The 22,919-nt window shown below is 50.4% G+C and carries 19 protein-coding genes; 7 read left to right on the top strand and 12 right to left on the bottom strand.

Annotated elements, in window-relative coordinates:
- Window positions 1–41 precede the first annotated feature (41 nt).
- The gene (locus NYE70_RS20910; RefSeq protein ID WP_211021598.1) at window positions 42–788 is read left to right on the top strand and encodes an HAD family hydrolase; all 747 of its coding nucleotides are present in this window, start codon (window positions 42–44) and stop codon (window positions 786–788) included.
- Window positions 789–801: 13 nt separating this feature from the next.
- Here NYE70_RS20910 and NYE70_RS20915 read toward each other — a convergent pair whose 3' ends face one another.
- Window positions 802–1,536: a zinc ribbon domain-containing protein gene (locus NYE70_RS20915; RefSeq protein WP_213655407.1), complete on the bottom strand. Its 735-nt coding sequence runs from the start codon at window positions 1,534–1,536 to the stop codon at window positions 802–804.
- Window positions 1,537–1,687: 151 nt separating this feature from the next.
- Here NYE70_RS20915 and NYE70_RS20920 point away from each other — a divergent pair, with 151 nt between their 5' ends.
- The 4 genes from NYE70_RS20920 (at window position 1,688) to NYE70_RS20935 (ending at window position 6,344) form a co-directional block, all read left to right on the top strand.
- Window positions 1,688–2,479 carry an SDR family oxidoreductase gene (locus tag NYE70_RS20920; RefSeq protein ID WP_211021596.1) on the top strand — a complete coding sequence of 264 codons (792 nt, stop codon included), beginning with the start codon at window positions 1,688–1,690 and terminating at the stop codon, window positions 2,477–2,479.
- 173 nt (window positions 2,480–2,652) lie between these two features.
- Window positions 2,653–4,143, top strand: a complete 1,491-nt coding sequence (locus NYE70_RS20925; RefSeq protein ID WP_247681721.1) for a spore germination protein — start codon at window positions 2,653–2,655, stop codon at window positions 4,141–4,143.
- A gap of 10 nt (window positions 4,144–4,153) precedes the next feature.
- Window positions 4,154–5,236: a GerAB/ArcD/ProY family transporter gene (locus NYE70_RS20930; RefSeq protein WP_341047947.1), complete on the top strand. Its 1,083-nt coding sequence runs from the start codon at window positions 4,154–4,156 to the stop codon at window positions 5,234–5,236.
- A complete protein-coding gene (locus NYE70_RS20935; RefSeq protein WP_341047948.1) occupies window positions 5,229–6,344 on the top strand; it encodes a Ger(x)C family spore germination protein in 1,116 nt (371 codons plus the stop codon). The genes NYE70_RS20930 and NYE70_RS20935 overlap by 8 nt, the downstream gene beginning before the upstream one ends.
- Before the next feature lie 32 nt (window positions 6,345–6,376).
- Here the strand turns inward: NYE70_RS20935 and NYE70_RS20940 are convergent, their stop codons facing one another.
- From NYE70_RS20940 to NYE70_RS20960, 5 genes are all read right to left on the bottom strand, one after another.
- Window positions 6,377–8,365 (bottom strand): translation factor GTPase family protein, encoded by a 1,989-nt coding sequence (locus NYE70_RS20940; protein WP_341047950.1) that lies wholly within the window; start codon window positions 8,363–8,365, stop codon window positions 6,377–6,379.
- A gap of 64 nt (window positions 8,366–8,429) precedes the next feature.
- Window positions 8,430–10,436 carry a beta-galactosidase gene (locus tag NYE70_RS20945; protein WP_341047952.1) on the bottom strand — a complete coding sequence of 669 codons (2,007 nt, stop codon included), beginning with the start codon at window positions 10,434–10,436 and terminating at the stop codon, window positions 8,430–8,432.
- 123 nt (window positions 10,437–10,559) lie between these two features.
- Window positions 10,560–11,864, bottom strand: coding sequence for an ABC transporter substrate-binding protein (locus NYE70_RS20950; RefSeq protein ID WP_341047953.1), 1,305 nt, complete (start codon window positions 11,862–11,864; stop codon window positions 10,560–10,562).
- Between the two features lie 82 nt (window positions 11,865–11,946).
- Entirely contained in the window at window positions 11,947–12,777 is an 831-nt protein-coding gene (locus NYE70_RS20955; RefSeq protein ID WP_211021590.1) for a carbohydrate ABC transporter permease, read from the bottom strand.
- A complete protein-coding gene (locus NYE70_RS20960) occupies window positions 12,777–13,658 on the bottom strand; it encodes a carbohydrate ABC transporter permease (protein WP_211021589.1) in 882 nt (293 codons plus the stop codon). The genes NYE70_RS20955 and NYE70_RS20960 overlap by 1 nt, the downstream gene beginning before the upstream one ends.
- Window positions 13,659–13,788: 130 nt before the next feature.
- Between NYE70_RS20960 and NYE70_RS20965 the strand changes: the two genes are divergently transcribed.
- Both NYE70_RS20965 and NYE70_RS20970 read left to right on the top strand, forming a co-directional pair.
- Entirely contained in the window at window positions 13,789–15,597 is a 1,809-nt protein-coding gene (locus NYE70_RS20965) for a cache domain-containing sensor histidine kinase (RefSeq protein ID WP_341047955.1), read from the top strand.
- Window positions 15,581–17,227, top strand: a complete 1,647-nt coding sequence (locus NYE70_RS20970; protein ID WP_341047957.1) for a response regulator transcription factor — start codon at window positions 15,581–15,583, stop codon at window positions 17,225–17,227. Before NYE70_RS20965 ends, NYE70_RS20970 begins: the two co-directional genes overlap by 17 nt.
- Window positions 17,228–17,988: 761 nt before the next feature.
- Here the strand turns inward: NYE70_RS20970 and NYE70_RS20975 are convergent.
- From NYE70_RS20975 to NYE70_RS21000, 6 genes are all read right to left on the bottom strand, one after another.
- Complete coding sequence (locus NYE70_RS20975) at window positions 17,989–19,173, bottom strand: SGNH/GDSL hydrolase family protein (RefSeq protein ID WP_341047959.1); 1,185 nt, start codon at window positions 19,171–19,173, stop codon at window positions 17,989–17,991.
- Between the two features lie 65 nt (window positions 19,174–19,238).
- On the bottom strand, window positions 19,239–19,991 hold the full coding sequence (locus NYE70_RS20980; RefSeq protein ID WP_341047961.1) for an amino acid ABC transporter ATP-binding protein: 753 nt from the start codon (window positions 19,989–19,991) through the stop codon (window positions 19,239–19,241).
- 13 nt (window positions 19,992–20,004) lie between these two features.
- A complete protein-coding gene (locus NYE70_RS20985) occupies window positions 20,005–20,664 on the bottom strand; it encodes an amino acid ABC transporter permease (RefSeq protein ID WP_213655400.1) in 660 nt (219 codons plus the stop codon).
- A 79-nt stretch (window positions 20,665–20,743) separates the two neighbouring features.
- A complete protein-coding gene (locus NYE70_RS20990; protein ID WP_213655399.1) occupies window positions 20,744–21,514 on the bottom strand; it encodes an amino acid ABC transporter substrate-binding protein in 771 nt (256 codons plus the stop codon).
- Window positions 21,515–21,643: 129 nt separating this feature from the next.
- Window positions 21,644–22,162 (bottom strand): mismatch-specific DNA-glycosylase, encoded by a 519-nt coding sequence (locus tag NYE70_RS20995; RefSeq protein ID WP_244861559.1) that lies wholly within the window; start codon window positions 22,160–22,162, stop codon window positions 21,644–21,646.
- On the bottom strand, window positions 22,159–22,911 hold the full coding sequence (locus tag NYE70_RS21000) for a YwaF family protein (protein WP_445323885.1): 753 nt from the start codon (window positions 22,909–22,911) through the stop codon (window positions 22,159–22,161). The genes NYE70_RS20995 and NYE70_RS21000 overlap by 4 nt, the downstream gene beginning before the upstream one ends.
- Window positions 22,912–22,919 lie beyond the last annotated feature (8 nt).

The raw sequence follows: 22,919 nt of genomic DNA on the forward strand, positions 1-22,919 counted from the left end.
TATCCATAGGATATTAGCCAAAGGAGAGAAACCTACTGAATATGGATCCCATTACCTCACTGTCGCAAAAGGCCGTATTTTTTGATGTGGACGATACGCTCTACGATCACCTGATTCCGTTCCGCGAGGCTCTGCAGCGTGTGCTCGGCACCGGCGAAGACTTCCCTTATGCCCCCGCCTATCACCGCATGCGTTATTATAGCGATAAACTCTCCGCAGAAGCCGGGGGCACTCCAACGCATGGCTCCGAGCTCAGCGAGATGCGTACCCGCAGGTTTTCGCTTTCGCTGGCCGAATTCGGCATTCTGCTGACCGGTTCTCAAGCTGAAGAAGTCCAATCCGAATACCTGAACCGCCAATTTGATATTACTCTGTTCGACGGAGCCCGTCCTTTAATGGACGATTTGATCGGCCGAGGAATTATTGTCGGCTTGATTACGAACGGTCCCCCGGAGCATCAAATGAAAAAAATCCGCGCCCTTGGACTGAGTGAACTCATCCCTCCGGAGCGGATTTTTATTTCGGGGGCCGTCGGAATCACCAAGCCGGACCGCAAGTTGTTTGATCATGTGACCGACGCGCTGAATTTGACCTCCGCTGCTTGTTATTATGTCGGCGATTCCTGGCGGAATGACGTCGTCGGCGCTTTGGAGGCCGATTGGAACGTCCTTTGGTTCAATCACCGCGGCGCGGAGCCCGAATCATCACACAGCCCCCATTTCAAGGTGGACAGCTATGCGGACATCGCTCAAATTCTTCTGGATGCCGCTGGGCAGGCGCAGAAATAAGTTACCCTGCCGATCAATAAAACAGGGACATCCCGTCTCCCAATAGCCGGCCGATCCGGCCGAACAGGACGTTACCCAACAATCCTACGGTAATCGAGGATGCGATGTATACCAGGATTGTGCTTTGCAGCCTGTCGAACATCCCGCCCTCTTCAGGCATCAAGCTTGAAATAACGAATGCCGGGACTGCAAACATCGCCCCGAACAGGCCGACCATGAGCAGCAGTGACTGGAGCATGTTGACTTGCAGGATCGCCATCAGCAGGGCAAGCAGCAGCAATGCCGTAAAGGGTACAAGATAAACGCCAAAACGGGCAGCAACCTCTTGAAAGTTCCCTTTTCCTTTTCCGTACTTAATGGCTAAAAAACAATAGGCTACCGTCAAGATCGACATTATGGCGAAAGCCAGTGCCGGTCGCAGCACGAGGTCCAAAAAAGGATAGTCTATCCAACCAGCCAGGCGGTGGAAGCCGAAATAGATAATTAGCGGTACGACCAGGGAATAAAGGACTATCGTGATGATTCCATTGATAAACTGCTCCCTGCCTACGCCTTTAGCGTAGGCTGCGGGGCTTTTTAATGCGGACGCAAAAAATTTGAAATACAGCCTGGAAGCCTGTTTGGCATTTTCCAAATATGCGTTGGCCTGCTGCCCCTCCCCGGTGGTCTTAAGCAGCGGCGTTCCGCAATCCTCGCAAAACTTCGCGTTTTCATTCGATTGGCTGTGACGGCAATTCGGACAAATCATGAGCCTCCTCCTCTCTACCTCCAATTATGTTGGATAAACCCGGTAATTATCAACCCCGACATTGAAGCTCGTTCTTTTGATTCACCAAGTATCGTACGGGTATAAAACTACTGATATCCCAATACTGCACTGTTCAGAGAGGAGCTATCCCATGAACCAATCCAGATTGAAGGACTATACAGCTGTCGTAACCGGAGGCGGGTCCGGCATCGGCAGAGCCGCCGCGATCCGTATGGCGCAGCATGGCGCAAAAGTATATATGTTGGACCGGACGCCGGAAGAAGCCGAAAAAACCAAACGGACCATCGAATCCGCCGGCGGGCAGGCTGCTGTGATCCAGTGCGATATTTCCAAGCCGGAAATGATCGAACAGGGATTCCGCCAAATTGCAGAAGAAGCGGGAAACATTCAGGTCGTCTTCGCGAATGCCGGTATCAACGGGACTATGGCCCCGATCGAGACTATGGAGATCAGCGACTGGGACCAGACGATGGACATTAATCTTCGGGGTACGTTCGCTACCGTAAAATACGCTATCCCCTACATGAAGGAAAATGGAGGCAGCATCATCATTACCAGTTCCATTAACGGGAACCGGGTCTTCTCCAATATCGGCTTCTCTGCCTATGCCTCTTCTAAGGCGGCTCAGGTCGCCTTTATGAAAATGGCCGCTCTTGAGCTGGCCCAGTACGGTATCCGGGTGAATGCGATTTGCCCCGGTGCCATCGAGACGAATATCGGGGACAATACCTTCCCTACGGATGACATCAAGGAAGTGAAAATTCCGGTGGAATTTCCTGAAGGTGACCAACCGCTGGAAAAGGGTCCCGGCAAACCCGAACAGGTGGCCAATCTCGTCCTGTTCCTCGCATCCGATGAGTCGTTTCATTTGACGGGCACCGAAGTATACATTGACGGAGCCGAATCTCTTTTGCACGGTTAACCTGTAAGAAGTAACAAAGCCTGCTCCCTGTATCTGCCGGGAAGCAGGCTTTTTCTATGCCCCCTAAGAGACCTTTTCCCCTTTTCTAAAGCATGATGTTTCATGAGGAAGCTGCATATTTTTCCAACGATATCACATAATACTTAAAAATCCATGGGCAGGAGGAGGACATCTTGTCGATATTCAGCAAGATCGCTCAAATTTTTGATTCCGGCAAAAACCAACAAGAGCAATCCCCTCAAGGAACAAAGCAGGTTTCCGGCCCGTTGTCCCTGGATACCGTTCTTCAGGAGTTCAAAGAATGCAGCGATCTGACCCGATACAGCATCCCTTTGTTACAGGCCGATTTGCTTTTCTTTGAACATCAGATCAATATGAAGACCTATGAGCGCGACGTTCTCAGGCCCCTGTTAAATATACGGAATGAAGAACTCGACGATCTGTTGCAGCAATCCCAATTTTCGCCTGCTTCCGAAGCAATCGATGCGGTTTCGGGGATTTTAACTGGGAATGTCGCCCTGTTTGTCCCGCAAGGCGTTTACCTTATCGATGCCTATGGCCCCGAGAAACGGAGCATCGAGCAATCGCAAACCGAAAGCGCCATTACGGGGCCGCATGACGCATTTAACGAATCACTGGAAACCAATCTTTCGCTGATCCGCCAAAAATTCAAAAGCAATCGATTAAAAGTTTCTCAATTCGAGGTTGGCGAATTGACCAAAACTAAAGTTTGTCTTCTATACATCGACGGGATCGCTTCTATGGAACACGTCAAAGAAATGGGGAGCCGGATCAAAGCTATCGAGTTTAGCAGTCTGTACGACGGTACGATGTTGACACAGTTGATCGATGATTTTCCAAACTCTCTATTCCCTTTGTTTCAAACATCGGAGCGGCCCGATATTGCGGTGTCCAAGCTGAATGACGGAAAGCTCATCGTCATCGCCGACCAAAGTCCCTCGGTGATCATTGCGCCGTCTTCCTTTTTTGAATTTTTCACGACGCCTGACGATTATTACAATCGCTGGGCTGTCGGCAGTGCGCTGAGACTGCTGCGTTACTTGGCATTTATCATCACGATTTCTTTAACTTCCCTGTATGTTGCCATTACCACCTATCATTATGAAATGATTCCCGAGAATCTATTGGTCTCCCTTACCGAATCCCGGAGCCGGGTGCCTTTTCCGCCCATCATAGAGGCCTTGCTAATGGAAACGACCATAGAGATGCTTCGGGAAGCCGGGGCCAGACTGCCGACAAAAATCGGACAGACGATCGGCATCGTCGGCGGTATCGTCATCGGAACCGCAGCCGTGGAAGCCGGATTCACCAGCAACATCCTAATCATTTCGGTAGCGATGTCCGCGATTGCTTCCTTCGTGATTCCCAGTTACGTCATGAGCGGATCGATCCGATTGATTCGATTCGGACTTATCATTTTATCCGGCATGCTGGGTAATTTCGGATTCATCGCGGGGATTGCGCTCATGATCATTCACTTGTCCAAGCTGACCAGCCTCGGAACTCCCTATACGATTCCGGCTGCACCGATCAAGCCGATGGATTGGAAAGACATTTTCATCCGGGGACCGTTTTGGTCATTTCACCAGCGCCCGTCGCAATCGGCCTCTCCGAACAAGAATCCAAACAAGATGAAGAAATAGGTGATTTCCTTTGTCACATGAAAAGCTACACCGGTTTCAAATTGCCTTATTGATTTTCAACACGCAAACTGGTGTGGTCCTATTTATTCTTCCGCGTACAGTAGCCACCTATTTCGGCACGAACGGATGGATCGCGTTAATCTTCATGTTCCTGCCGATCACATTGAACATTTTGCTGATCACATCGGTTTACCGGCTTGGCCGCGGCGCGTCCATATTTGCGATTCTAAAGTCCGGAATCCCCCGCTTCTTGCTATTTCCAATATATCTCGTCATGGGCAGCGGGTTGGCAATGGTGGGGTGTCTAGTAATCAAGCAGTACGTCATGATCTATCAATTGCTCATCTTTCCGCAAACCCCCGATATCGTATTGAAACTGGTTGTCGATATCATCGTTTTTTTGCTGGTGACCAAAGGGATCTATAATATATCCAAGGCTAATGTGTTTTTCGTCGCCTTGCTGATCACTATGGTTCCGCTCAGCTTTATCTTTATGAAAGATTTCGATATAACACGAATGTCTTCGTTCTTTTTCAAAGAAGGGAAGGATTTCGGACAGGGGTTCATAAAAGTATATGGCTCCTTTATGGGGTACGAGTTATCCTTATTTCTGTTTCCATATGCCGAAAAGGGAAAGAAGTGGCTCAAATATATCCATCTGGGCAATAGTATGACTGTTCTTGTCTATTTGCTAGTAACGGTGATATGCTACGGTTTTTTCAACTACAAAGAACTGGTCCATCTGTCTTTCCCGTTACTGGACATGTTTGGTTACTTGTATTTCCCCTTTGTCGAACGGGTGCAAAATTTTCTGTACAGCCTCTTTCTGGTGTCGATCCTTATTACCGGCGGGATGTACTACTGGTCCAGTCAGGCCGTATTCACCGAGTTGATCCCCCGGCTTCCGTGGAAATGGGCTCTCTTTTTCGTGATGGCATCCACCTTCATCGTAGCTTTTATCCCCAAATCTCTAATTGAGGTAGAAGATTGGTTTAATGTTTTGATCTATCTCCAGCTTGGGGTCGCTATCGTGATTCCTCTATTGGCTTTATTGGCACTGCTGATACAGAAAGGCAGGAAACGTCATGCTTAAAAGAGCGGGAATTCTAATCAGCTCCATTTGTCTCTTACTGCTCACCACTTCATGCAGTCAGGACCAGCATATTCTTGAGCGGGTCGGTTATGTCCGTACCGTAGGCTTTGATCGGGAGGACGAAAATCGGGTCAGAGTTACGCTTAGCATTCCCCTGATTCTTACGGAGGCCAATCAGACGCGTTTTACGGATGAAATTTTGACCGCGACCGCCAAAAGCGGGAAAGAGGCTCGAATCACGCTCTCGCGAAAAACGAGCAGAAAGCTGCTCAGCGGACAAATCCGGACGATCATGTACAATACGAATATTGCGAGACAGGGTCTGAGGGAGTTTATGGACACTCTGCAGCGGGACCCCACGATTTCCAAACGTACGGAGCTCGTGATCGTCGATGAATCGGTCCATGACCTTCTGTCGCGCACTTACAAAGGGCATCTCCGGACAGGCCAGTATATCGACCGCCTTCTGAAAAAGGAATTCGATATGCAGACGATTCCCCGTATTTTGCTGCACGAATTTTTCCGCGATTATTATGACGACGGCAAGGATCCAATTGCGAACATGATCCGAAAAAGCGGAGAAGATCTCGAATACGCCGGAGTCGCTCTCTTTCACGATGACAAATACATGGGCAAGTTAACGCCGGACGAGGTCTTCTATTTTTCAATCATGTACCATGACCATGGAAAGGGCGAATTTACCGTCACTTCGGACAAACCGGAAATGAAGTCTGTCACCCTGGACGGAATTAACAGCCGCAAGAAGGTTAAAATCAGAAAAAACGAGGAAGGAAATTATATCGCCGATATTTACATTAAATTCAATGGATCGGTACTGGAATATGTGGGAGATATGAATTTGACCAGCTCTGCGGACAGATCTAAGCTGGAGAATTTATTGAACGAGCATGTAGTTCAGCAATGTGAGAAGGTCGTGAAAAAATTGCAGAAGCATCGCACAGACAGCATTGGGATCGGGCAGCACGTCCGCAATAAAATGAGTTATAAAGCGTGGATGGACTCCCCCTGGGACGAAATGTACGCTAAGATGGAAATCCGTGTCCACGCCAAGTCCAAGATAAGAAACTTCGGAAACTACTATCACTGACCCGCATCGGCGAGTCGGTGCTTTGGCAAATTTTATCCCTGCAAAGCTTTCCGCACGCTAAGGATATATTTCGCCTGATCCAGCGGGTTGACTCCCCGGCGCTGACGTTTGGCCGAAACCTCGGCCGGACAGAGCTCATATCCCGCGAAAAATGAGGAAAAGGTGCTGCGGCCCTTCGTATAGGAACTCAGCTCAACCGGATAATTCATCGAGGTTGCAACCGGCAGCCGGCCTTCGATCAGCATCCGGTCGCCCTGCAGCACCGGCGGTTCCATCGTTCCGCGCATCAGCGCGAAATCGTTGATTACTCGCCCTGCATTCTCCTCTGGAACAACGATTCGAACCTGGAGCACAGGTTCGAGCAGGGCGGTTCCGGTATTAGCTAGCCCATCCATAATTCCCATAGGCGTAGCCACGGCAAAATCCAGCGGGTGCGTATGCCACACGTGATGCTGTCCATAGGTCAAGGTGACTTTCAGATCCGTCACCTCCCAGCCGAACATCCCCTGCTGCAAAGCTTCTGGTACGCGCCGCTCGACCTCGTTCTGGTACTGTGGAAGCAAATCCTCCGTTCTCACATTGGCTTCATACACAAGCCCGCTGCCTCGGGGACCCGGCTCGATCCGGAAGCGGAGTATAGCCCAACACGGCTTAGGCATCGTGTAGGCGATAAACCCTTCACCGGCTTGCTTAGGGGTTTCCTTATATATAACAGACGGATTCCCGAACGTCACCGTTAATCCATAACGGTTCTCAAGAATACTGTGCAAAATCTCCAATTGGATCGGACCCATCACTTTGACGTGCAGTTCGCGTTCATCCTGCAGCCATTGCACATCAAGGAGCGGATCTTCATCGGACAGCTCCTGAAGGGCTTGGACGACATGCGGATAGTCCGCCTCAGTCTTCCAGTAAGCACGGACCGTCAAAAGCGGAACGGCCAGCTTCGCTTCCGGCGGGATCGCGTCGGGTACTCCGAGAATATCCCCAATCCTTACATGCGAAAGTCCGCAAACTGCGGCGATATCTCCTGCGGCCAGCCATCCGAGATCCTCAGAGCGGGCCCCTTCGACTTTCCGGATTTGCGTCACTTTCTCCTGAATGTCCCGGGTATAATTATGTACGTTATCCCGGTTGCGCAAACTCCCTTGATACAAACGGACATAAGCCATCCGGCCCATACTCTTGTCGCGTTCGATTTTGAACACGATGCCCGATAACGGGGCCTCGGCGTCCCCTCCCGCCAAGGGCAGGTAATGAATCATGGCGTCCAGCAACGCCTCGATCCCGATGCCTTTCGCGGCCGCCCCATAGACCAGGGGGAACAGCTTGGCCGCCTTTGCCGACTCTACCGCACAGCTCCGCCACTTGACCAAAGAAATGGCATCGCCGTTCAAATAAGACTCCAGCAGCGTTTCATCCCGTTCGGCCAAGTGTTCAAACAGCCGAATCCGCGCTTTGTTCCCCGCTACGTCCATTGGAGCATCCTCAAGCAACTCTATAGCCCCCGTAAACTCCTGCTCTCTGCCTAGCGGCAGTTGAACAGGAACGATATCGGGCGACAGAAATTTATGGATCTCCGACAGTAAGGTTTCCGGGTCTGCCCCGACCCGGTCCATTTTATTTACGAAAACCAAAGTAGGAATCGCAAGCTTTCGCAAAGCGTTCCAGATCATTTCACTCTGTGCCTGAACACCCTCCACAGCAGAAAGAATGAGCACCGCACAATCCATGACCCGGAGCGAACGCTCTACCTCCGAGAGAAAATCGACATGCCCCGGGGTATCGACCAGATTCACCTGGACTCCTTTCCAGCTAAATGAGGTCATCGCGGCCCGGACGGAAATCCCCCGTTGACGTTCAATATCCATGGAATCGGTCAACGCCGTCCCCTCATCCACGCTTCCCAGCGTCCGTGTCCGTCCGCTCTCAAACAATATATGCTCGGTTGTCGTCGTTTTTCCCGCATCGACGTGCGCAAAGATTCCGACGTTCAGCCGTTTGGTTACGTTTATGTCCATGTTGTCTGCTCCTGAGTAAGCCATATTTTCACAAGAACATATTACCTAACATCGGATTTCCCGTCTATCTCATTTCCAAAATATCAACGCCGTACGGCTCCAGCTCAAGCTCAAGCCCTCTGGATTCGCCGTAAAGCAAACTTGGATACGCGCCGGGCAGCGTAACTTTGCGCGCTTCACGACATAAATTCAGTACGAACAAAAACGATCTGTCTCTACCGGTTCGAACCGTAACCTGGACCCCTTCGGGCAGTCCGGGGAACATCGTTATCTTTAATTTGGAAGCCACTTCACTGAACAGACTCATCAACCAGGCCTCCTCCGGGTGGGTCCCCAGATAATAAACCTGCCCTTGCCCGAAGGCATTGACGGTAACCGCCGGTATGCCGGCATAGAAATCCCCGCCATACCTCATCACAATATCCGCCCCATTCGGCGAAAGAATATCGCACCATTGGCGGCACGTAAATGTCCGACCCTCTTCATCCACGATTTCATGGACATCGCCTCCGATCGGGTCATATTCCTGTACAGCGACCCCCGCGCATTTCGCAAGCAATCCGGGCAGCGGCATCATGACGCATTGATTGTTCATATGCTTCACTCCGGAACGGCTGGTGAGAATCAGTGTCCCCCCTTCCGCAGCGAATCGCTCCAATTTGCCCGCTATCTCTTCGTTCATCAGATACAAGCTGGGCGCCACAATCAGCTTATATCGGTCCAGCGGCTCGTTCCAATCGATCACGTCACAGCCGATTCCAAGCTTGGTCAAGGCCCGGTGGTACTCCTTGATATTCTCATAATAGTTCATACCCTCGACCTGGGGTTGAACTCGGAGGGATTCCAGCTGTTCATGGGAAAAGAGGATGGCAGCATCATGCCGCAGCTCGGTTCCCCGGAGCTTCCTTGACAGCGTATTCACTTCAGCGCAAAGCGCGGCGAATTCTTCAAATTTACGCCCGGGAATGTTGCTGTGATCGATCAGTCCGTGCCAGAACTGCTCCGCTCCGGCGACCGCGCTTCTCCAGCGGAAATGCACGACCGTGTCGGCTCCCCGCGCTATAGCCTGCCAGGCAAAGGCCCGAATAAACCCGGGATACGGAGTTCTCCACATCGGAAACCAGCATCCGGGCGGTCCGCTAAGCTGTTCCATGATCCAGAAGTTCCGCCGCTTAATGCCCCGTGTGACGTCCAGAGATAATGCGCCGCTGTAAGGGCCTGTTGCCTGTTTGTCCGGAGAAGTGTTCGGATAATAATCAAAAGCGGCGAAATCAAGCTCCTTGCCGATCTGGTACTGATCCAGGCGCTGGGGATAACTGTGAAAGTTGTGGGTAATGAATTGACCGCGAGCATGTTTCCGGATGATTTCGATTTGGGTATGCTGAAACTTTACGACCTCATCCCATTGATATCTCGCGTAGTCCAGCAAATAGGACGGATTCTGATGCGGTGATCCTCCATGCGGAGGGCCGATCTGGCACCAATCGCTATATTCCCCGCTCCAAACCACGGTTCCCCATTCCCGGTTGACCGCTTCCAAGGTCCCGTATTTCCGTTCTACCCATTCGCGGAACCCTCTGCTGCACCGGGGACAATGGCAATCGATCATACCGAACTCGTTGTCGATTTGCCACCCTGTGACGGCCGGATGCTTTCCGAAATGCTCCGCCATTCGCTCCACGATTCTTGAACCGTATATGTTCAGCGAATCGCTGCTGTAGCACCGATGCCCCCGTACCCCGGGATGATAAACGCTCCCGTCGGCAAACACGGGTAAAATATCCGGTCTCAAATCCGTTAGCCAGCGCGGCGGCGTGTTCGTCGGCGTCCCGAGAACCACTTCAATATCGTACTTGTGAAACAAATCCAATACTTGATCCAGCCAGTCAAATTCATAAACGCCTGATGAAGGTTCAAGCCGGCTCCAAGCAAACTCGCCCATGCGCACGACTCGAATCCCCGTTATTTTCATTAATTGGATATCTTGTTCCCAGAGCTCGCTGTCCCAATGTTCGGGATAATAATCCACTCCCATTTTTACTCCACTGGCGAATTTTCGCTTCTTTTCCATTACCTCTCCTCCTTATCCGAAACGCCTATTGCAAAAAACGGCAAAACTGCTCCCGTCTGCCCTCTATAACGAGAGAGCGCGGAAGCAGTCTGCCTGACACAAGTAGATTGATTATTCAGTTAATTACTTCTTCAACTTATCCCATGCCGCCTGCATGTTGGTCATCCAGCCGTTCACATCGGTTTTGCCCGCGATGAGCTCCTGAATGGCGCTGGCGAATTCTTGAGTTACCCCATCCGGGAATTTCGAAGATTGCAGACCGTAAACTTTATTCTCGTCTACATATTTCTTCACGTCCGCACCCAGCATGCCGATATCTTCGGCTGATGCAGGAATCGTCGTCAAAGCAGGGATGAACTTCCATTTTTTAACGATATACTCTTTACCCATATCGGAAGTTACGAGCCAGTTCAAGAAGATTTTTGCTTCTTCTTTAGAAGCGGAATCTTTGTTTACTACCAGGTTTGCAGGAATCCCTACAGTCAGCTTGTCGTTCTTCTCGGCATTGTCGTCAATCGGCATTGGGAACATCCCGATGTTCATGCCCGGAGTAATATTGTCGATCAAAGTTTGCGCCCAGTTGCCTTCCTGCATCATACCGATTTCGCTGTTGGCGAACAAGGCAAGGTGAGTGTTGGCATCCGTGGTCAGCGGGTTCTTTTGACCATATTTCACTGTAAGGTTAAGCAAATTGCTCCAGTCTTTAAACTGCTGGTTGCCTACGATCGTTTGGGTTCCCTCGTTCATACCTTTGATGAATTCATCAACGTTGTCCTGTCTTGCAAACGCGGTGCTGATCCCTTGGTTACCAAGCAGCCACCATTCTTGATAAGCGTTACCGAAAGGAGTGATTCCGGCAGCTTGAAGCTTCTTAGCCGCTTCTTCCAGCTCGGTAATTGTTTTAGGAGTTTCCGTAATGCCGGCTTTGGCAAACAGATCTTTGTTGTATACATAACCGATCCCTTCCAGGTTCATCGGCATGCCGTATACTTTACCGTCTTTAGTCATAGGCTCGGCTGCCAAAGGCACGAGGTCTTTAACCCATGCTTGGTCGGACAAGTCTTCGATCTTATCTTGCCACATATCCAGTTCGGCAAAACCACCGTTAGAGAAAATGTCAGGCGCGTCACCGGAAGCGAATTTCGTCTTCAGCGCTGCTGCGTAGTCCGCACCGCCGCCAACGGTTTGAATGTCCAGCTTGATGTTCGGATATTCTTTTTCGAATTCGACCTTCAATTCATTCAGGCCTTCAACGATTTCTGTTTTAAATTGGAACACTTTAACCGTCTTGACTGCTCCGCTCTTACCGGAGTTACCGGAATTACCGTTTGCAGCATTATTGGCGTTGTTCTTCCCGCCGCAAGCTGCGAGCAGCATGCTCATCACGAGCAGTACGGACAGGATAACCATAGAACGTTTCTTGTTCATAACTTCATTTCCCCCTAGTCATTTTTCTTGAAGTTTTTGATTCCCAACCTCTTTATATATGGAACGCCAGGCTTGTCCGATATTAACCTTTTACCGAGCCTGCCGCAATTCCCTCAACAATGTAACGCTGCAGCAGCAGGTAGAAGATGACGATCGGCAGAATGCCGATGGCCAGCGCCGGAAGCGCCATGTCCCACTGCTTCGTGTACTGTCCGAAGAAAGAATAGGTCGCCAGCGGAATCGTCCGCAGCGAAGGATTTTGCAATATCAACGACGGCAGCAAATAGTCATTCCAAATTGCCAGCGCGTTGAGCACGATAATGGTCATCATCATCGGCTTGAGCAGCGGCAGCACGATCCGGAAGAATACCGTAATCGGGTTGCAGCCGTCGACGGTCGCAGCCTCTTCAATTTCCAAAGGAACGGATTTGACAAATCCGTGGAAGAGGAACACTGCCAGCGGGAGACTGAGTCCCAGGTTCGTCAAGAGCAATCCCCAAATGCTGTTGTTGACTCCAAGTGTGTTTACCACTTTAAGTACCGGAATCATGATCGTTTGAAAAGGTACGACCATGGACATAACGAACAGCATCAGCAAGATACGGTTGAATCTAGTGTTAGAGCGAACCATTTTGTAAGCGGCCATGGCACTGAACAGCGTTATCAGAATCACACTGACTATGGTGATCAGCGCCGAGTTGCGGAAAGCTTCTGAAAAGCGGGCCAGCTCCCATGCTTTCGAATAGTTGTCCCAGTTGAATTTAGACGGCCAGGAGGCCGCGTTGGACAAAATTTCACCGAACGATTTGACCGAGTTCGCAAACAGGAAATAGAACGGGGCCAGGAACACGAGCGCCACCAAAGCCATGATAATCTCAATGACGACATTTCTTCCGCGCGATCTAGTCTCCATCAGGCTTCAACCTCCTTGCTCTTCGTGATGCGAACTTGAATCAGGGAAATGATCGCTACGATAACGAAGAACAGCAATGCTTTCGCCGTACCGAGACCATACCGGTTATTCAAGAAAGCTTCATTGTAGATGTTCAGAGCAACCGATTCCGTCGATTTAAACGGACCGCCCTTGGTCAGGGACAGGTTGAGGTCGAACATTTTAAAGGACCAGGAAATCGCCAGGAACAAGCTGACGGTTACCGCAGGCATAATCAACGGAGCGATGATGCTGCGCAGCACCTGGAAATGACTGGCCCCGTCGATTTCGGCGGCTTCCAGTACTTCCTTGGAAACATTGCTGAGCGAAGCGATATAAATAACCATCAAATAACCGGAGTATTGCCATACGAACACCATGACGATCGCCCAGAAACCGGTGGTAGCATCGCCGAGCCAAGGAAGCTGGAAGAAAGACCAGCCCGTCATATCGCCCAAGGTTGAGAAGCCTTTAATAAAGATAAACTGCCAAATAAATCCGAGCAGCAGGCCTCCGATGATGTTAGGCATAAAAAACACGGTACGCAGGACGTTCCGTGATTTCAAAGGCTTTGTAAGGAAATAAGCCAGGAAGAAGCCGACCAGGTTGGTGAGCACAACACCCAAAACCGTGAAGCGAACCGTAAACCAGAAGGACTTCCAGAAATCCGGGTCACCGGAAAATATTTTTGCGAAATTATCGAAGCCGACCCAAGTAACCTCGCCCGATACGCCATTCCAATCCGTAAAGGAATAATACATCCCCATTAAAAATGGAATAATCATGACCAGAGTGAAGAATAGTACGGCCGGGCCGACGAAAAAGAATTGCTGTCCATAATGCGATAACTTTCTGCTACGCATATTGGCCCCCCTTTCAATGTCTCTCTTTGTCGTTATGTGTCTTATAATGCTATTATGTAATTATTTTGATTCCCCTTACACCGACAGAGGTGATCACTAAGGTGTAAAATATTGATCGGAAGTGGATTAAATGAAATGGAACAGCATTCGCACCAAAATGATTGTTTTTATGTTATTGCCGATTGTCATATGTATCGTAGCTGCTATGATCGTTAGCTATTCTCATACAACAGCTTCGCTTAGAACGCGGGCGGTAGAAGAAAATACGAACCTTCTCTATCAAGGTTATCTTAATATCGACGGTATGCTGCAGGAGATCAATCGGGTATCCCTCAGCGTATATTCGGATGCCGAGTTTTACAGACAGCTCGACGCCGGTTATGACGATATTTCCGCCAATATCAGCATCTATTCGTCGCTAAATTATATGTACAAAGCGATACCTGGCGCTTATCAGGTTTATCTATATGGCATCAAGGACAACAAAGCCACGATGATCACCCAGGAAACTCCGAAGCGTTGGCAGGATCCCGCCCCTTACCCCGCCTCCGCATTGCCCGAAAAAGAGCTGCTGCAAATCCAGACTACGCACCCAAGTCACCATTACGGTCTTCTGTCTCCTCTTCCCCAGGCGACCAAGGAGCAGGTCTTTACCCTGCACCGGCGGATTGAAAAGATCCCGACCAATCAAGCCATCGGGTATTTATCTATCGACGTGAAGCTGTCGGCTCTCTTCGGCATCATCAACCAGCTCTATGACAAGAGTAAAGAGAATCTGTACATTATTGATGCCGAGGGCAATTTAGTGTATACCGAGGACGAGACGCTGCTTGGGAAGCCGCTCCAAGACGATTGGTACGGCAAACCGGCTGCCGGTTTTACAGGGGATCAGGGCTCTTTTGAAATGAACGGGGCCGTATTTATATATCAGCGCATTCAAAGCACGGGGGCGGACTGGACACTGGTCAAGCAAATTCCTGTATCGAACCTGCTCGGCGAAGCGAATCAGGCCGCTAAGATCAACGCCGTTTTGTTCGGAGTTGCCTTGCTTGTCATCATCACGGCCATCGTCCTGATTTCAATCCGGATCACTTCCCCGATCAAGCGTCTTTCGACTTATATGAATCAGGTGAAAATCGGAAACCTTCAGGTTGACGTAGCTCCTGCGGGAAATGATGAAGTCGGTGTTTTGACGGAGCGGTTCCGCGATATGATGGACACGTTAAACAACTTGATCCTGAGGGAGTACAAACTGGAGCTTAGCAGCAAGGACAACCAGCTTCGGGCACTGCAGGCGCAAATTAACCCTCATTTTCTGAATAACACGCTGCAGATCATCGGTACGTTGGCATTGGAACTGAAGGTACCGCAAATATATACCCTGATTTCTTCCCTCGGGAAGATGATGCGTTACAGTATGAACAATGATGAACGAACCGTGACCCTAAAGGACGAGCTTGAGCATGCTAAGGCTTATATAGAACTGCAAAAAGAACGGTTTGAGAACCGGTTTGCGTTTCATTATGAAATCGAGGATTCACTTCTGCAGGTGCCGATGCCGAAAATGATCTTACAACCTATTATGGAAAACTACTTTAAACACGGCATCGACCTTTCGGAATCCGGGGGCTGGATCTCACTGACCGCCACGAAGGATACGGAAGGAAACATGGCGATTATTGTGCAAAATAACGGGGCTTTGATTCCGGATGACAAGCTTCGCCGGCTGCAGAGCGGCCTTGCCCTATCGGGGGCGGAACAGGTCAAGCCCGGAGAGGATGAGCCGGATGGAAAGACGTCCTCCATCGGTCTGATCAATGTCCTGACCCGGCTGCGCTTGGTTTACGGAGAGAATGCTGAGTTGATCGTAGCTAATTTAAAACCGGACGGAGTCCGGATTACCTTGAAATTCAAGGTCCAAGATGAAAGCGGAGAGTGAAGAAATCATGAGAGCACTGATCGTTGACGATGAAGCGAGAGTGAGGAAGGCGGTACGCCTGCTGGTTGATTGGCAAAGTCACGGAATTGAGGAAATCGCGGAAGCCGGCGGCGGCACCGAAGCCATCGCGATGATTAAGGAATTCAAGCCGGCACTCGTTATTATGGATATGATGATGAAATCCGGTCACGGGATGGAGCTTATGGTTTGGGTGAGCGAGCATGCGCCGAGCCTCAAATTCATCGTGATTAGCGGACATGACGATTTTGAATTTGTCCGAAGCACGGTAAGGCACGGGGGCATTGATTATATTTTGAAGCCGATCGATCCCGAGGCGATTAATGCTGCCGTTGGCAAAGCTGTCGGCCAGTGGCGGCAAGAAGAACAGGAACGCCGGGAACATCAGCAGAAGAGCATCCAGTTAAACGAATTCAGGCCGGTGTACAGTGAGAAGCTTCTCTCCTCGCTCATCGACGATCCGGGCTCCTCGGAGTCCGCAATGAGACGGCTCCGGATGGAGGGCGTGATTCCCGAAGAGGCGGATAAGGGCCGGCTGCTGCTGATCCCGATCGATTCCGGGGACACGGCCTTGCTGCGACGGTTCGGGTATGATAGCGAATTGCTGCATTTTTCGCTCATTAATATTTGCAATGAGTTTCTACTCCCGGGGCGGCACGGGATTGCGTTCAAGTATTGGGGAGCGCCGATGGAAATCGTAATTTTAACATGGGGTCCGTCGGATCGCGCGCCGGAATTGATAGCAAGGATTAATGACGGGCTGTTCCATACCCTGCAACGTAGAGTTCATGTCGGTATGGGGATGGCGGGAGAGCTTCCGCAAAGTCTTCCCCATCAGTATGACGAAGCGGAAACTGCGATCTGCCGGAGGAATCTGCTGCAGCCGGATCAATATGTCCATCTACTTAAGTCTGCTCAGCAGGATACGATCGAAGGCGCTGCGTCATTATCATTTGAAAGTGTGCAGGAGGAGTGGAAAACTGCGGTTCTGAGCGGAGACGCTGGCCAAATCTCTTCAGCCGCCCAACAGTGGATCGACGAATTATGCCGTTCGGGCTACGTATCATCCGAGCTGCTTGATGCTTGGGAAAGCGACATCCTGTCTTTTCGAGTCAGACTGCTGCGGGAAGCGCTGGGTAAAGAAGCCGATAACCTGGTGTCCGAATCCGAACACGACGAATCGAGCCTGACCCCTCCCCTGACGAGCAGCTATACCTTCTCTCCCTCCGCGTGGCGCGATTGGTCCAGGGCTTTTATGACCCGCCTTGCCGGAGAAATCTCGGCTCGCCATTCCAGGGAGAACCGGATGACCGGCGAAATTATTACCTATATCGAACAGCATTACCGTAACGAGCTGTCTCTCCAGGAGATCGCCAGTCATTTCTATGTCAGCCGCGAATACGTTTCCCGCAAATTCAAGCAAGAATTCGGGATCAACTTCTCGGATTATCTTACTAAATACCGGATCGACAAAGCCAAAAAGCTGATGCTGAACCCGGATCTGAAACTCCAACAAATTTCCGAGATGGTCGGATTCAATGACGTGAAATACTTCAGCAAAGTATTCAAGAAGCAGGAAGGTGAATCGCCGCGGGAGTACCGGAGCAAATGAGTGCGATCAATATAGGTGCTTGGTGCGGTCCGTCGGTTATAGTAACCAATTCTCATTAAGCAGGTCAGTGTGGAGATGCATTGTATTCTGCGGGAGTGTGGTAGGAGTAACTCTGATGGGAATGTGTCTTTGGATTGATGATATAGTGTGGACGTGGCACTAGGCGGGAGTTTGGGAAATTGTGCTGAGTGAGGGTACTTGGATGAGGGTACTTGGATGAGGGTGCGGGGTGAGGGCGCTGAATCGGAGTTTGGACGGTGGGGTTGTGGCCAATGGTGACGCTGGACGGCGATGCTGGATGGCTAACGAACCCAGTAACCCTTATTTGGCTTAAAAATGGCCAATTCAAAATATAACGAACTCCAGACACGTTATTCACAGCAAAAAGGCAGCAATTCACCTCTTATCGCCCAAATAACGTTACTGGAGTTCGTTAGGTTCCAAAACATGCTGATTTCGTGCAAATAAGCTTCCTCAGGTTCGTTAGCCTGGGAAAGTAGGACTCCAAAGAGATTCCAAAAAGCAGGACCCCGAAAAGGCTCCGGAAGAAGCCCCAGGAGAAGCCCCAGGAGAAGCCCCTTGCCTAGTTACTCCTTACAAGATTACGAGAGGACCCCACAAATATTAAGAGTTTCTCCGCACATCCGGTCTGCTCCTTATTCCGTTCATCCGGTGAGCAGGCCTTTTTCGACATGTCCACAAGATGTACGCGAATACCCATGGCTTAACCTTGGTCTGCCCTGCTGTTTACCGGAGTTCTACTACTTACGCTCATACCATTGCAAGAAAGCTTCAGCCACCGCTTTGCCCGCCAGGCCGTTTGGATGAGGGTCATTCCCCGGGCTCATAAATTCCGGCCGGATCTGGTGTTCCTGCGGTGCAGGCTGGGACAATACGGCTGCAATATCGAACACCCGGCTCACTCCGGCAGGAGGCGCGGTTCTCAGCACTTCATTCACCTTCCGCCATACCTGCTCGCGGTTCCCGCTGAAATTAAACGGAGGCACCGTAAACAGAATGATGTCGGCCTCGCTATTGTTTGCTTTGAGAGACGATACGATGCTGGTCAGGTCCTGCAGCAACTCTTCCGCGCTTCGCTCGCCGATATCGATATCGTTGACGCCCAGCGCAATCAAAACCTGATCCCCCTGTTTGGCTTTATGCAGCCAAGGGCCATCCGCTGCGGCGTCATAGGCCCGCGCCCATCCCGAACCGATATTCCAGACGTTATAATCCGCGCCAAGCCCATCGGCAATCCGCGCCACCCAATAATCGTACCCGTCCTTTGCGGTTCTCACGCCCTGGGTAATCGAATCTCCAAAGAAAACCATCCGCAGGTGACTTTGTTTCTTGTATCCGATCCAAGCGGGCATTACGAGAAGATTTTCCGAAAGAGCGAACAAATCCCCTTCCGCTTCGTCCGCATGTTTGCCGGGGGTATTATAAGCGGTTACCAGCATCTGCTCGGTATTGTAAGGGACCGATCGGCCGGAGCCGGAAGCGATAGTCCAACTGAAGGCCAAGTCATGGCCTTGCGGCAATTCAATCTCAACGGAATCGCTCCAAAACGTCTCTCCCGGTCGGACCAGCCGGGTCAAGCTGCCGTCAAAAGTAACGGGAACCTGCGATTGACCGGAAACTTCGCCGTTTCTTCCGGTTCCTCCATCGGCTACGAACGCAGCCTCGATCAGCCAGTTGCCGCCAGATTGTCCTCCCTTGGCAACGCTCCCCTGGTCCCAGGTGGAATCCACTGCATTACTGAACCAGAACCGAAGCTCCAGTTTGCCCTGCTCCCGAAGCCGGACATAGGTCCGGTATGTATGCGTAAACGCCTCTTCGCGATCCATAATATAGTTGGAAGCCGTCGATACGACCGTTGCAGAGCCATACTCCTTCATCAAGGCCAGATCTTGAACCGGCATGTCCTGCATTTCTTTCTGTTCCATACTGCCACTCCTCATCCTAATCTTTCATCTCCTCGAACTATTGTACAAAAAAACCGGGGCTGCGACTACAGCACCCGGTTTAAAAACGCTTTAGTCCGCTCATGCTGCGGACTTCCAAACAACTGCTCCGGCGTTCCCGATTCGATGAATTCGCCGTCCGCCATGAACATGACCCGGTCGGCCACCTCACGGGCAAAGCCCATTTCATGGGTCACGACGATCATAGTCATCTGCTCATCGGCCAATTGGCGCATGACCTGCAGAACCTCGCCGGTCAACTCCGGATCGAGCGCCGAGGTCGGCTCGTCAAAGAGCATAATTTCCGGGCTCATCATAAGCGCCCGGGCAATCGCTACACGCTGCTTCTGGCCTCCGGACAAATTGGATGGGTAGACATCCCCCTTATCTTGCAATCCCACTTTTTCCAGCAGGCTCGAAGCCTTGCTCCGGATTTCCTCGGCCGAATATTTCTTCATCAGCTTCGGAGCCAATTCCAGATTGGCTCTTACCGTCAAATGGGGGAACAAATTAAAGTGCTGGAACACCATCCCCATCCGGGATGTAATTTCCTTGATCTTTCCCCCGGAAGGATAAACACCGTTATGAACGAGTTCTTCATTTCCGATCCGGATGCTTCCTCCATTCACCTCTTCCAGGTGTGCAAGACTGCGAAGCATCGTGCTTTTCCCGGAGCCCGAAGGACCGATCACCGCTACCACCTCGCTCGGAGCTATGCGAAAGGACACGTCCTTCAACACTTCCAGCTTTCCAAAAGATTTTCGCATATTGGTTACTTCAATAATGACATTGTTCGTCATCGCAAGTCTTCCTTTAATCAAATTTAAATTTCCGCTCCAGCATCTTAAAGAAGAACGTCAGCACCAACGTCATCGCTAAATAAATAACACCGGCAACGACAAACGGCATAATCGTAAAATCACGGTTGACAGCAGTTTGAGCAAAATGCAATAGTTCGGGAACCGCGACCGCATATAAAAGCGCCGTATCCTTCACCAAGGTAATTGCTTCGTTCGATACCGCCGGAAGCGCGATCCGGAACATTTGCGGAAGAATAATCCGGGTCATCGTATGCCAACGCCCCAGTCCAAGCACTTGTGCCGCTTCGTACTGGCCCTTGTCTATCGCCAGAAGTCCACCCCGGAATATTTCAGCAAAATAGGCGGCGTAGTTTAAAGTAAACGCCAGACAGGCGGCGGCAAAACGGTCCATAACCAGATATTCCCCGATCACCGGAATGACCGGCAGTCCAAAACAGAAAAATAGCATCTGCAGCAGCAAAGGCGTTCCGCGCATGACATAAATATAAACATTGGCGATCCAGGCCAGCGGTTTTACGCGGCTCTTGACCATTAACGTAAAGACAAAACCGAGCGGAATGGAGGTTAAAATCGCCAAAAAGAACAGCAGAATCGTCGTTCTCGCACCTTCCAGCATCGGCCCCGTAATATCCCATAAATAATCCAGACTCATAAGTAACTCTCCTCATATGAAAACTAAAAACCGGATTTAGAGTTCAATCCGGTTTTTCTTAGTGTCACTGAAATGGAATCTAGTTCAGCACCTTGTCTTCCCCGAACCATTTCTCGGAGATTTGTGCAGCTGTCCCGTCCTGGCTCAGCTCATCCAATGCCTTTTGCAGCTTGTCCAGCAGCTCATCATTGCCCTTCTTCACGCCGATGCCGTACTCCTCGGGAGCAAGCGATTCATCAAGCAATTTGAAGATTCCTTCTTCTTTGGACATATAATAGCGGGCCACTACTTCATCTATCACGACCGCATCCAGACGTTTCGTCTTCAAATCACTCAAAGCGAGCACATTGTCCGGAAACGCGGATACTTCCTTGACCTCGGATTTAATCGGGTTCGAATCCAGAGCATCCGCCGCTGAGGAAAGCGATTGAAGGCCAACGACCTTACCAGCCAGTTCGCTGATTGCGGATATTGGTGAATCCGCCAAAGTCACAACCACCTGGCTGTTTTTCAAATATGGCTTAGTAAACAGAACTTTCCCTTTGCGCTCATCGGTAATTGTGTAGCCATTCCAAATCAAGTCAATTCGTCCGCTGTTCAGCTCGGATTCCTTGGCCGACCAGTCGATCGGCTGGAAAGTCGCTTCCATTCCCATTTTCTCTGCAGCTGCCTTCGCATAGTCGATATCGAATCCGACAAGCTCATTATCGCTGTCCCGGAAGCCCATCGGAGCGAACTTGTCGTCGATTCCGATCACAAGCTTATTATCGTCCTTGCCTGAGCCGGAGCAACCGGCCAGAGCCATTAACATCATACCCAATACCACTATCAGAATTGCACTTTTCTTCATCTGAATTTCTCCCCCATCTGGTTGACAAAAGCTCTATACGCTTTAGTTCGTTAATACGTTATCAGATTCTCATGATACCATACTACCAAAGAAGAGTCGAGAGAAATGAAAGTTTTCCAGAAACTGATCTTAATCTGTCACAAATAGGGCTAGCTCGCGATAGATTCCGATGATTTCCTCCATTTTCATCCGCACCAGGCCGCTGGAAGACGGGGCGACGAAATCGATAACCCCATCCACGATAGATTCGCTCTGGAACCCCCAATCCGCCCGGGGTCGGCCGCTGTATTCGGTATAAACGCCCTTGCCGACAAAACAGGCGATTCGCGGCCGATACTCTCTTAGCTTGTCCCGCAGTATAAGCCGACCCTGTTTATATTCTTCGCGCGTTATATCTTCCGCGCCGCGGGTAGGACGCGCAACGATGTTCGTAAATCCGTAACCCAGTTTGAGTAGATCCTGGTCTTCAGAGGCATCGTACAAACGCGGGGTAAGCCCGGATTGATGCAAAATGCGCCAGAAGTTGTTGCGCGGATTAGCATAATGATGCCCGGCTTCCCCGGACCGGATGCTAGGATTGAATCCGATAAAGACGATGGACAAGCCGAAATCGAGATGATCCGACACTTCGCTCAGCTCATTATTCATAACTTTGCCGCCTCCTGGCTCCGGCCTTTTATTCTATCCGTGAGGGCAAAGAAAACACCGTACATTACAATAAATATAAGCAGCGCAATCCCTTCCTCGGCCAGCAAATAGTAAGGATACGGTCCAAGCATATCCAGGATGGAAGGCGTATCCGGCTTACGCAGCAGAAACATATAATTTGCTCCGATGACATAATTCAGAAGCCCAATGATCAGAGCCAAGCCGTTCAAGAACAGCATCGTTTTCCCGATTGATTTCCAGGTAGGCCTGTATTGTTCGATCCAGGTCATATATAACGGAGCTAGAATGATCAGCGAATGAGCTATGAAAAACTGAAAGAACCGGAAATGCGGATACCCGTAACCCAGATTCGGCGTGAGTATAGCCTGAAGCGCCCCGCCGATGCCGGCAAAAAAGAGGACTTCATACAGCCATCTGCTTCGGCTCCATAGCATAATGATCGACAGCAGCAGCGTTATACTGCACAGCTCAAGCGGAAGGGTATGACGAACATTCCAGGCTCCTTGCGTCCAATACCATACATTTAAAGTGGCCTCGGAAATCAGGAGGAAGCCCAGTAATCCGAATCTCACCCCAAGGCGCAAGGCTCTCCGGGATCGAATTCTTTTTCTGGCCGCATAAAGTCCCAGAATCATCACAATCAGCAGACCGATCCAGATCAGATGGGACGGGGAAAAGAATATAAATTCCGGCGCTTGCCCGGAAGAAAAAACGGATGCTGATTCCATCATAGAAT

Origin of the sequence: Paenibacillus sp. FSL R5-0407 (assembly GCF_038009185.1) — a bacterium.
Classification (GTDB): Bacteria; Bacillota; Bacilli; order Paenibacillales; family Paenibacillaceae; genus Fontibacillus; species Fontibacillus vini.

What these genes read in the sequence shown, in the direction of transcription:
- NYE70_RS20910 (WP_211021598.1), top strand. Translation starts at nt 42, where the DNA reads ATGGATCCCATTACCTCACTGTCGCAAAAGGCCGTATTTTTTGATGTG.
- NYE70_RS20915 (WP_213655407.1), bottom strand. Translation starts at nt 1,536, where the DNA reads ATGATTTGTCCGAATTGCCGTCACAGCCAATCGAATGAAAACGCGAAG.
- NYE70_RS20920 (WP_211021596.1), top strand. Translation starts at nt 1,688, where the DNA reads ATGAACCAATCCAGATTGAAGGACTATACAGCTGTCGTAACCGGAGGC.
- NYE70_RS20935 (WP_341047948.1), top strand. Translation starts at nt 5,229, where the DNA reads ATGCTTAAAAGAGCGGGAATTCTAATCAGCTCCATTTGTCTCTTACTG.
- NYE70_RS20940 (WP_341047950.1), bottom strand. Translation starts at nt 8,365, where the DNA reads ATGGACATAAACGTAACCAAACGGCTGAACGTCGGAATCTTTGCGCAC.
- NYE70_RS20945 (WP_341047952.1), bottom strand. Translation starts at nt 10,436, where the DNA reads ATGGAAAAGAAGCGAAAATTCGCCAGTGGAGTAAAAATGGGAGTGGAT.
- NYE70_RS20950 (WP_341047953.1), bottom strand. Translation starts at nt 11,864, where the DNA reads ATGAACAAGAAACGTTCTATGGTTATCCTGTCCGTACTGCTCGTGATG.
- NYE70_RS20955 (WP_211021590.1), bottom strand. Translation starts at nt 12,777, where the DNA reads ATGGAGACTAGATCGCGCGGAAGAAATGTCGTCATTGAGATTATCATG.
- NYE70_RS20960 (WP_211021589.1), bottom strand. Translation starts at nt 13,658, where the DNA reads ATGCGTAGCAGAAAGTTATCGCATTATGGACAGCAATTCTTTTTCGTC.
- NYE70_RS20965 (WP_341047955.1), top strand. Translation starts at nt 13,789, where the DNA reads ATGAAATGGAACAGCATTCGCACCAAAATGATTGTTTTTATGTTATTG.
- NYE70_RS20970 (WP_341047957.1), top strand. Translation starts at nt 15,581, where the DNA reads ATGAAAGCGGAGAGTGAAGAAATCATGAGAGCACTGATCGTTGACGAT.
- NYE70_RS20975 (WP_341047959.1), bottom strand. Translation starts at nt 19,173, where the DNA reads ATGGAACAGAAAGAAATGCAGGACATGCCGGTTCAAGATCTGGCCTTG.
- NYE70_RS20980 (WP_341047961.1), bottom strand. Translation starts at nt 19,991, where the DNA reads ATGACGAACAATGTCATTATTGAAGTAACCAATATGCGAAAATCTTTT.
- NYE70_RS20985 (WP_213655400.1), bottom strand. Translation starts at nt 20,664, where the DNA reads ATGAGTCTGGATTATTTATGGGATATTACGGGGCCGATGCTGGAAGGT.
- NYE70_RS20990 (WP_213655399.1), bottom strand. Translation starts at nt 21,514, where the DNA reads ATGAAGAAAAGTGCAATTCTGATAGTGGTATTGGGTATGATGTTAATG.
- NYE70_RS20995 (WP_244861559.1), bottom strand. Translation starts at nt 22,162, where the DNA reads ATGAATAATGAGCTGAGCGAAGTGTCGGATCATCTCGATTTCGGCTTG.
- NYE70_RS21000 (WP_445323885.1), bottom strand. Translation starts at nt 22,911, where the DNA reads ATGGAATCAGCATCCGTTTTTTCTTCCGGGCAAGCGCCGGAATTTATA.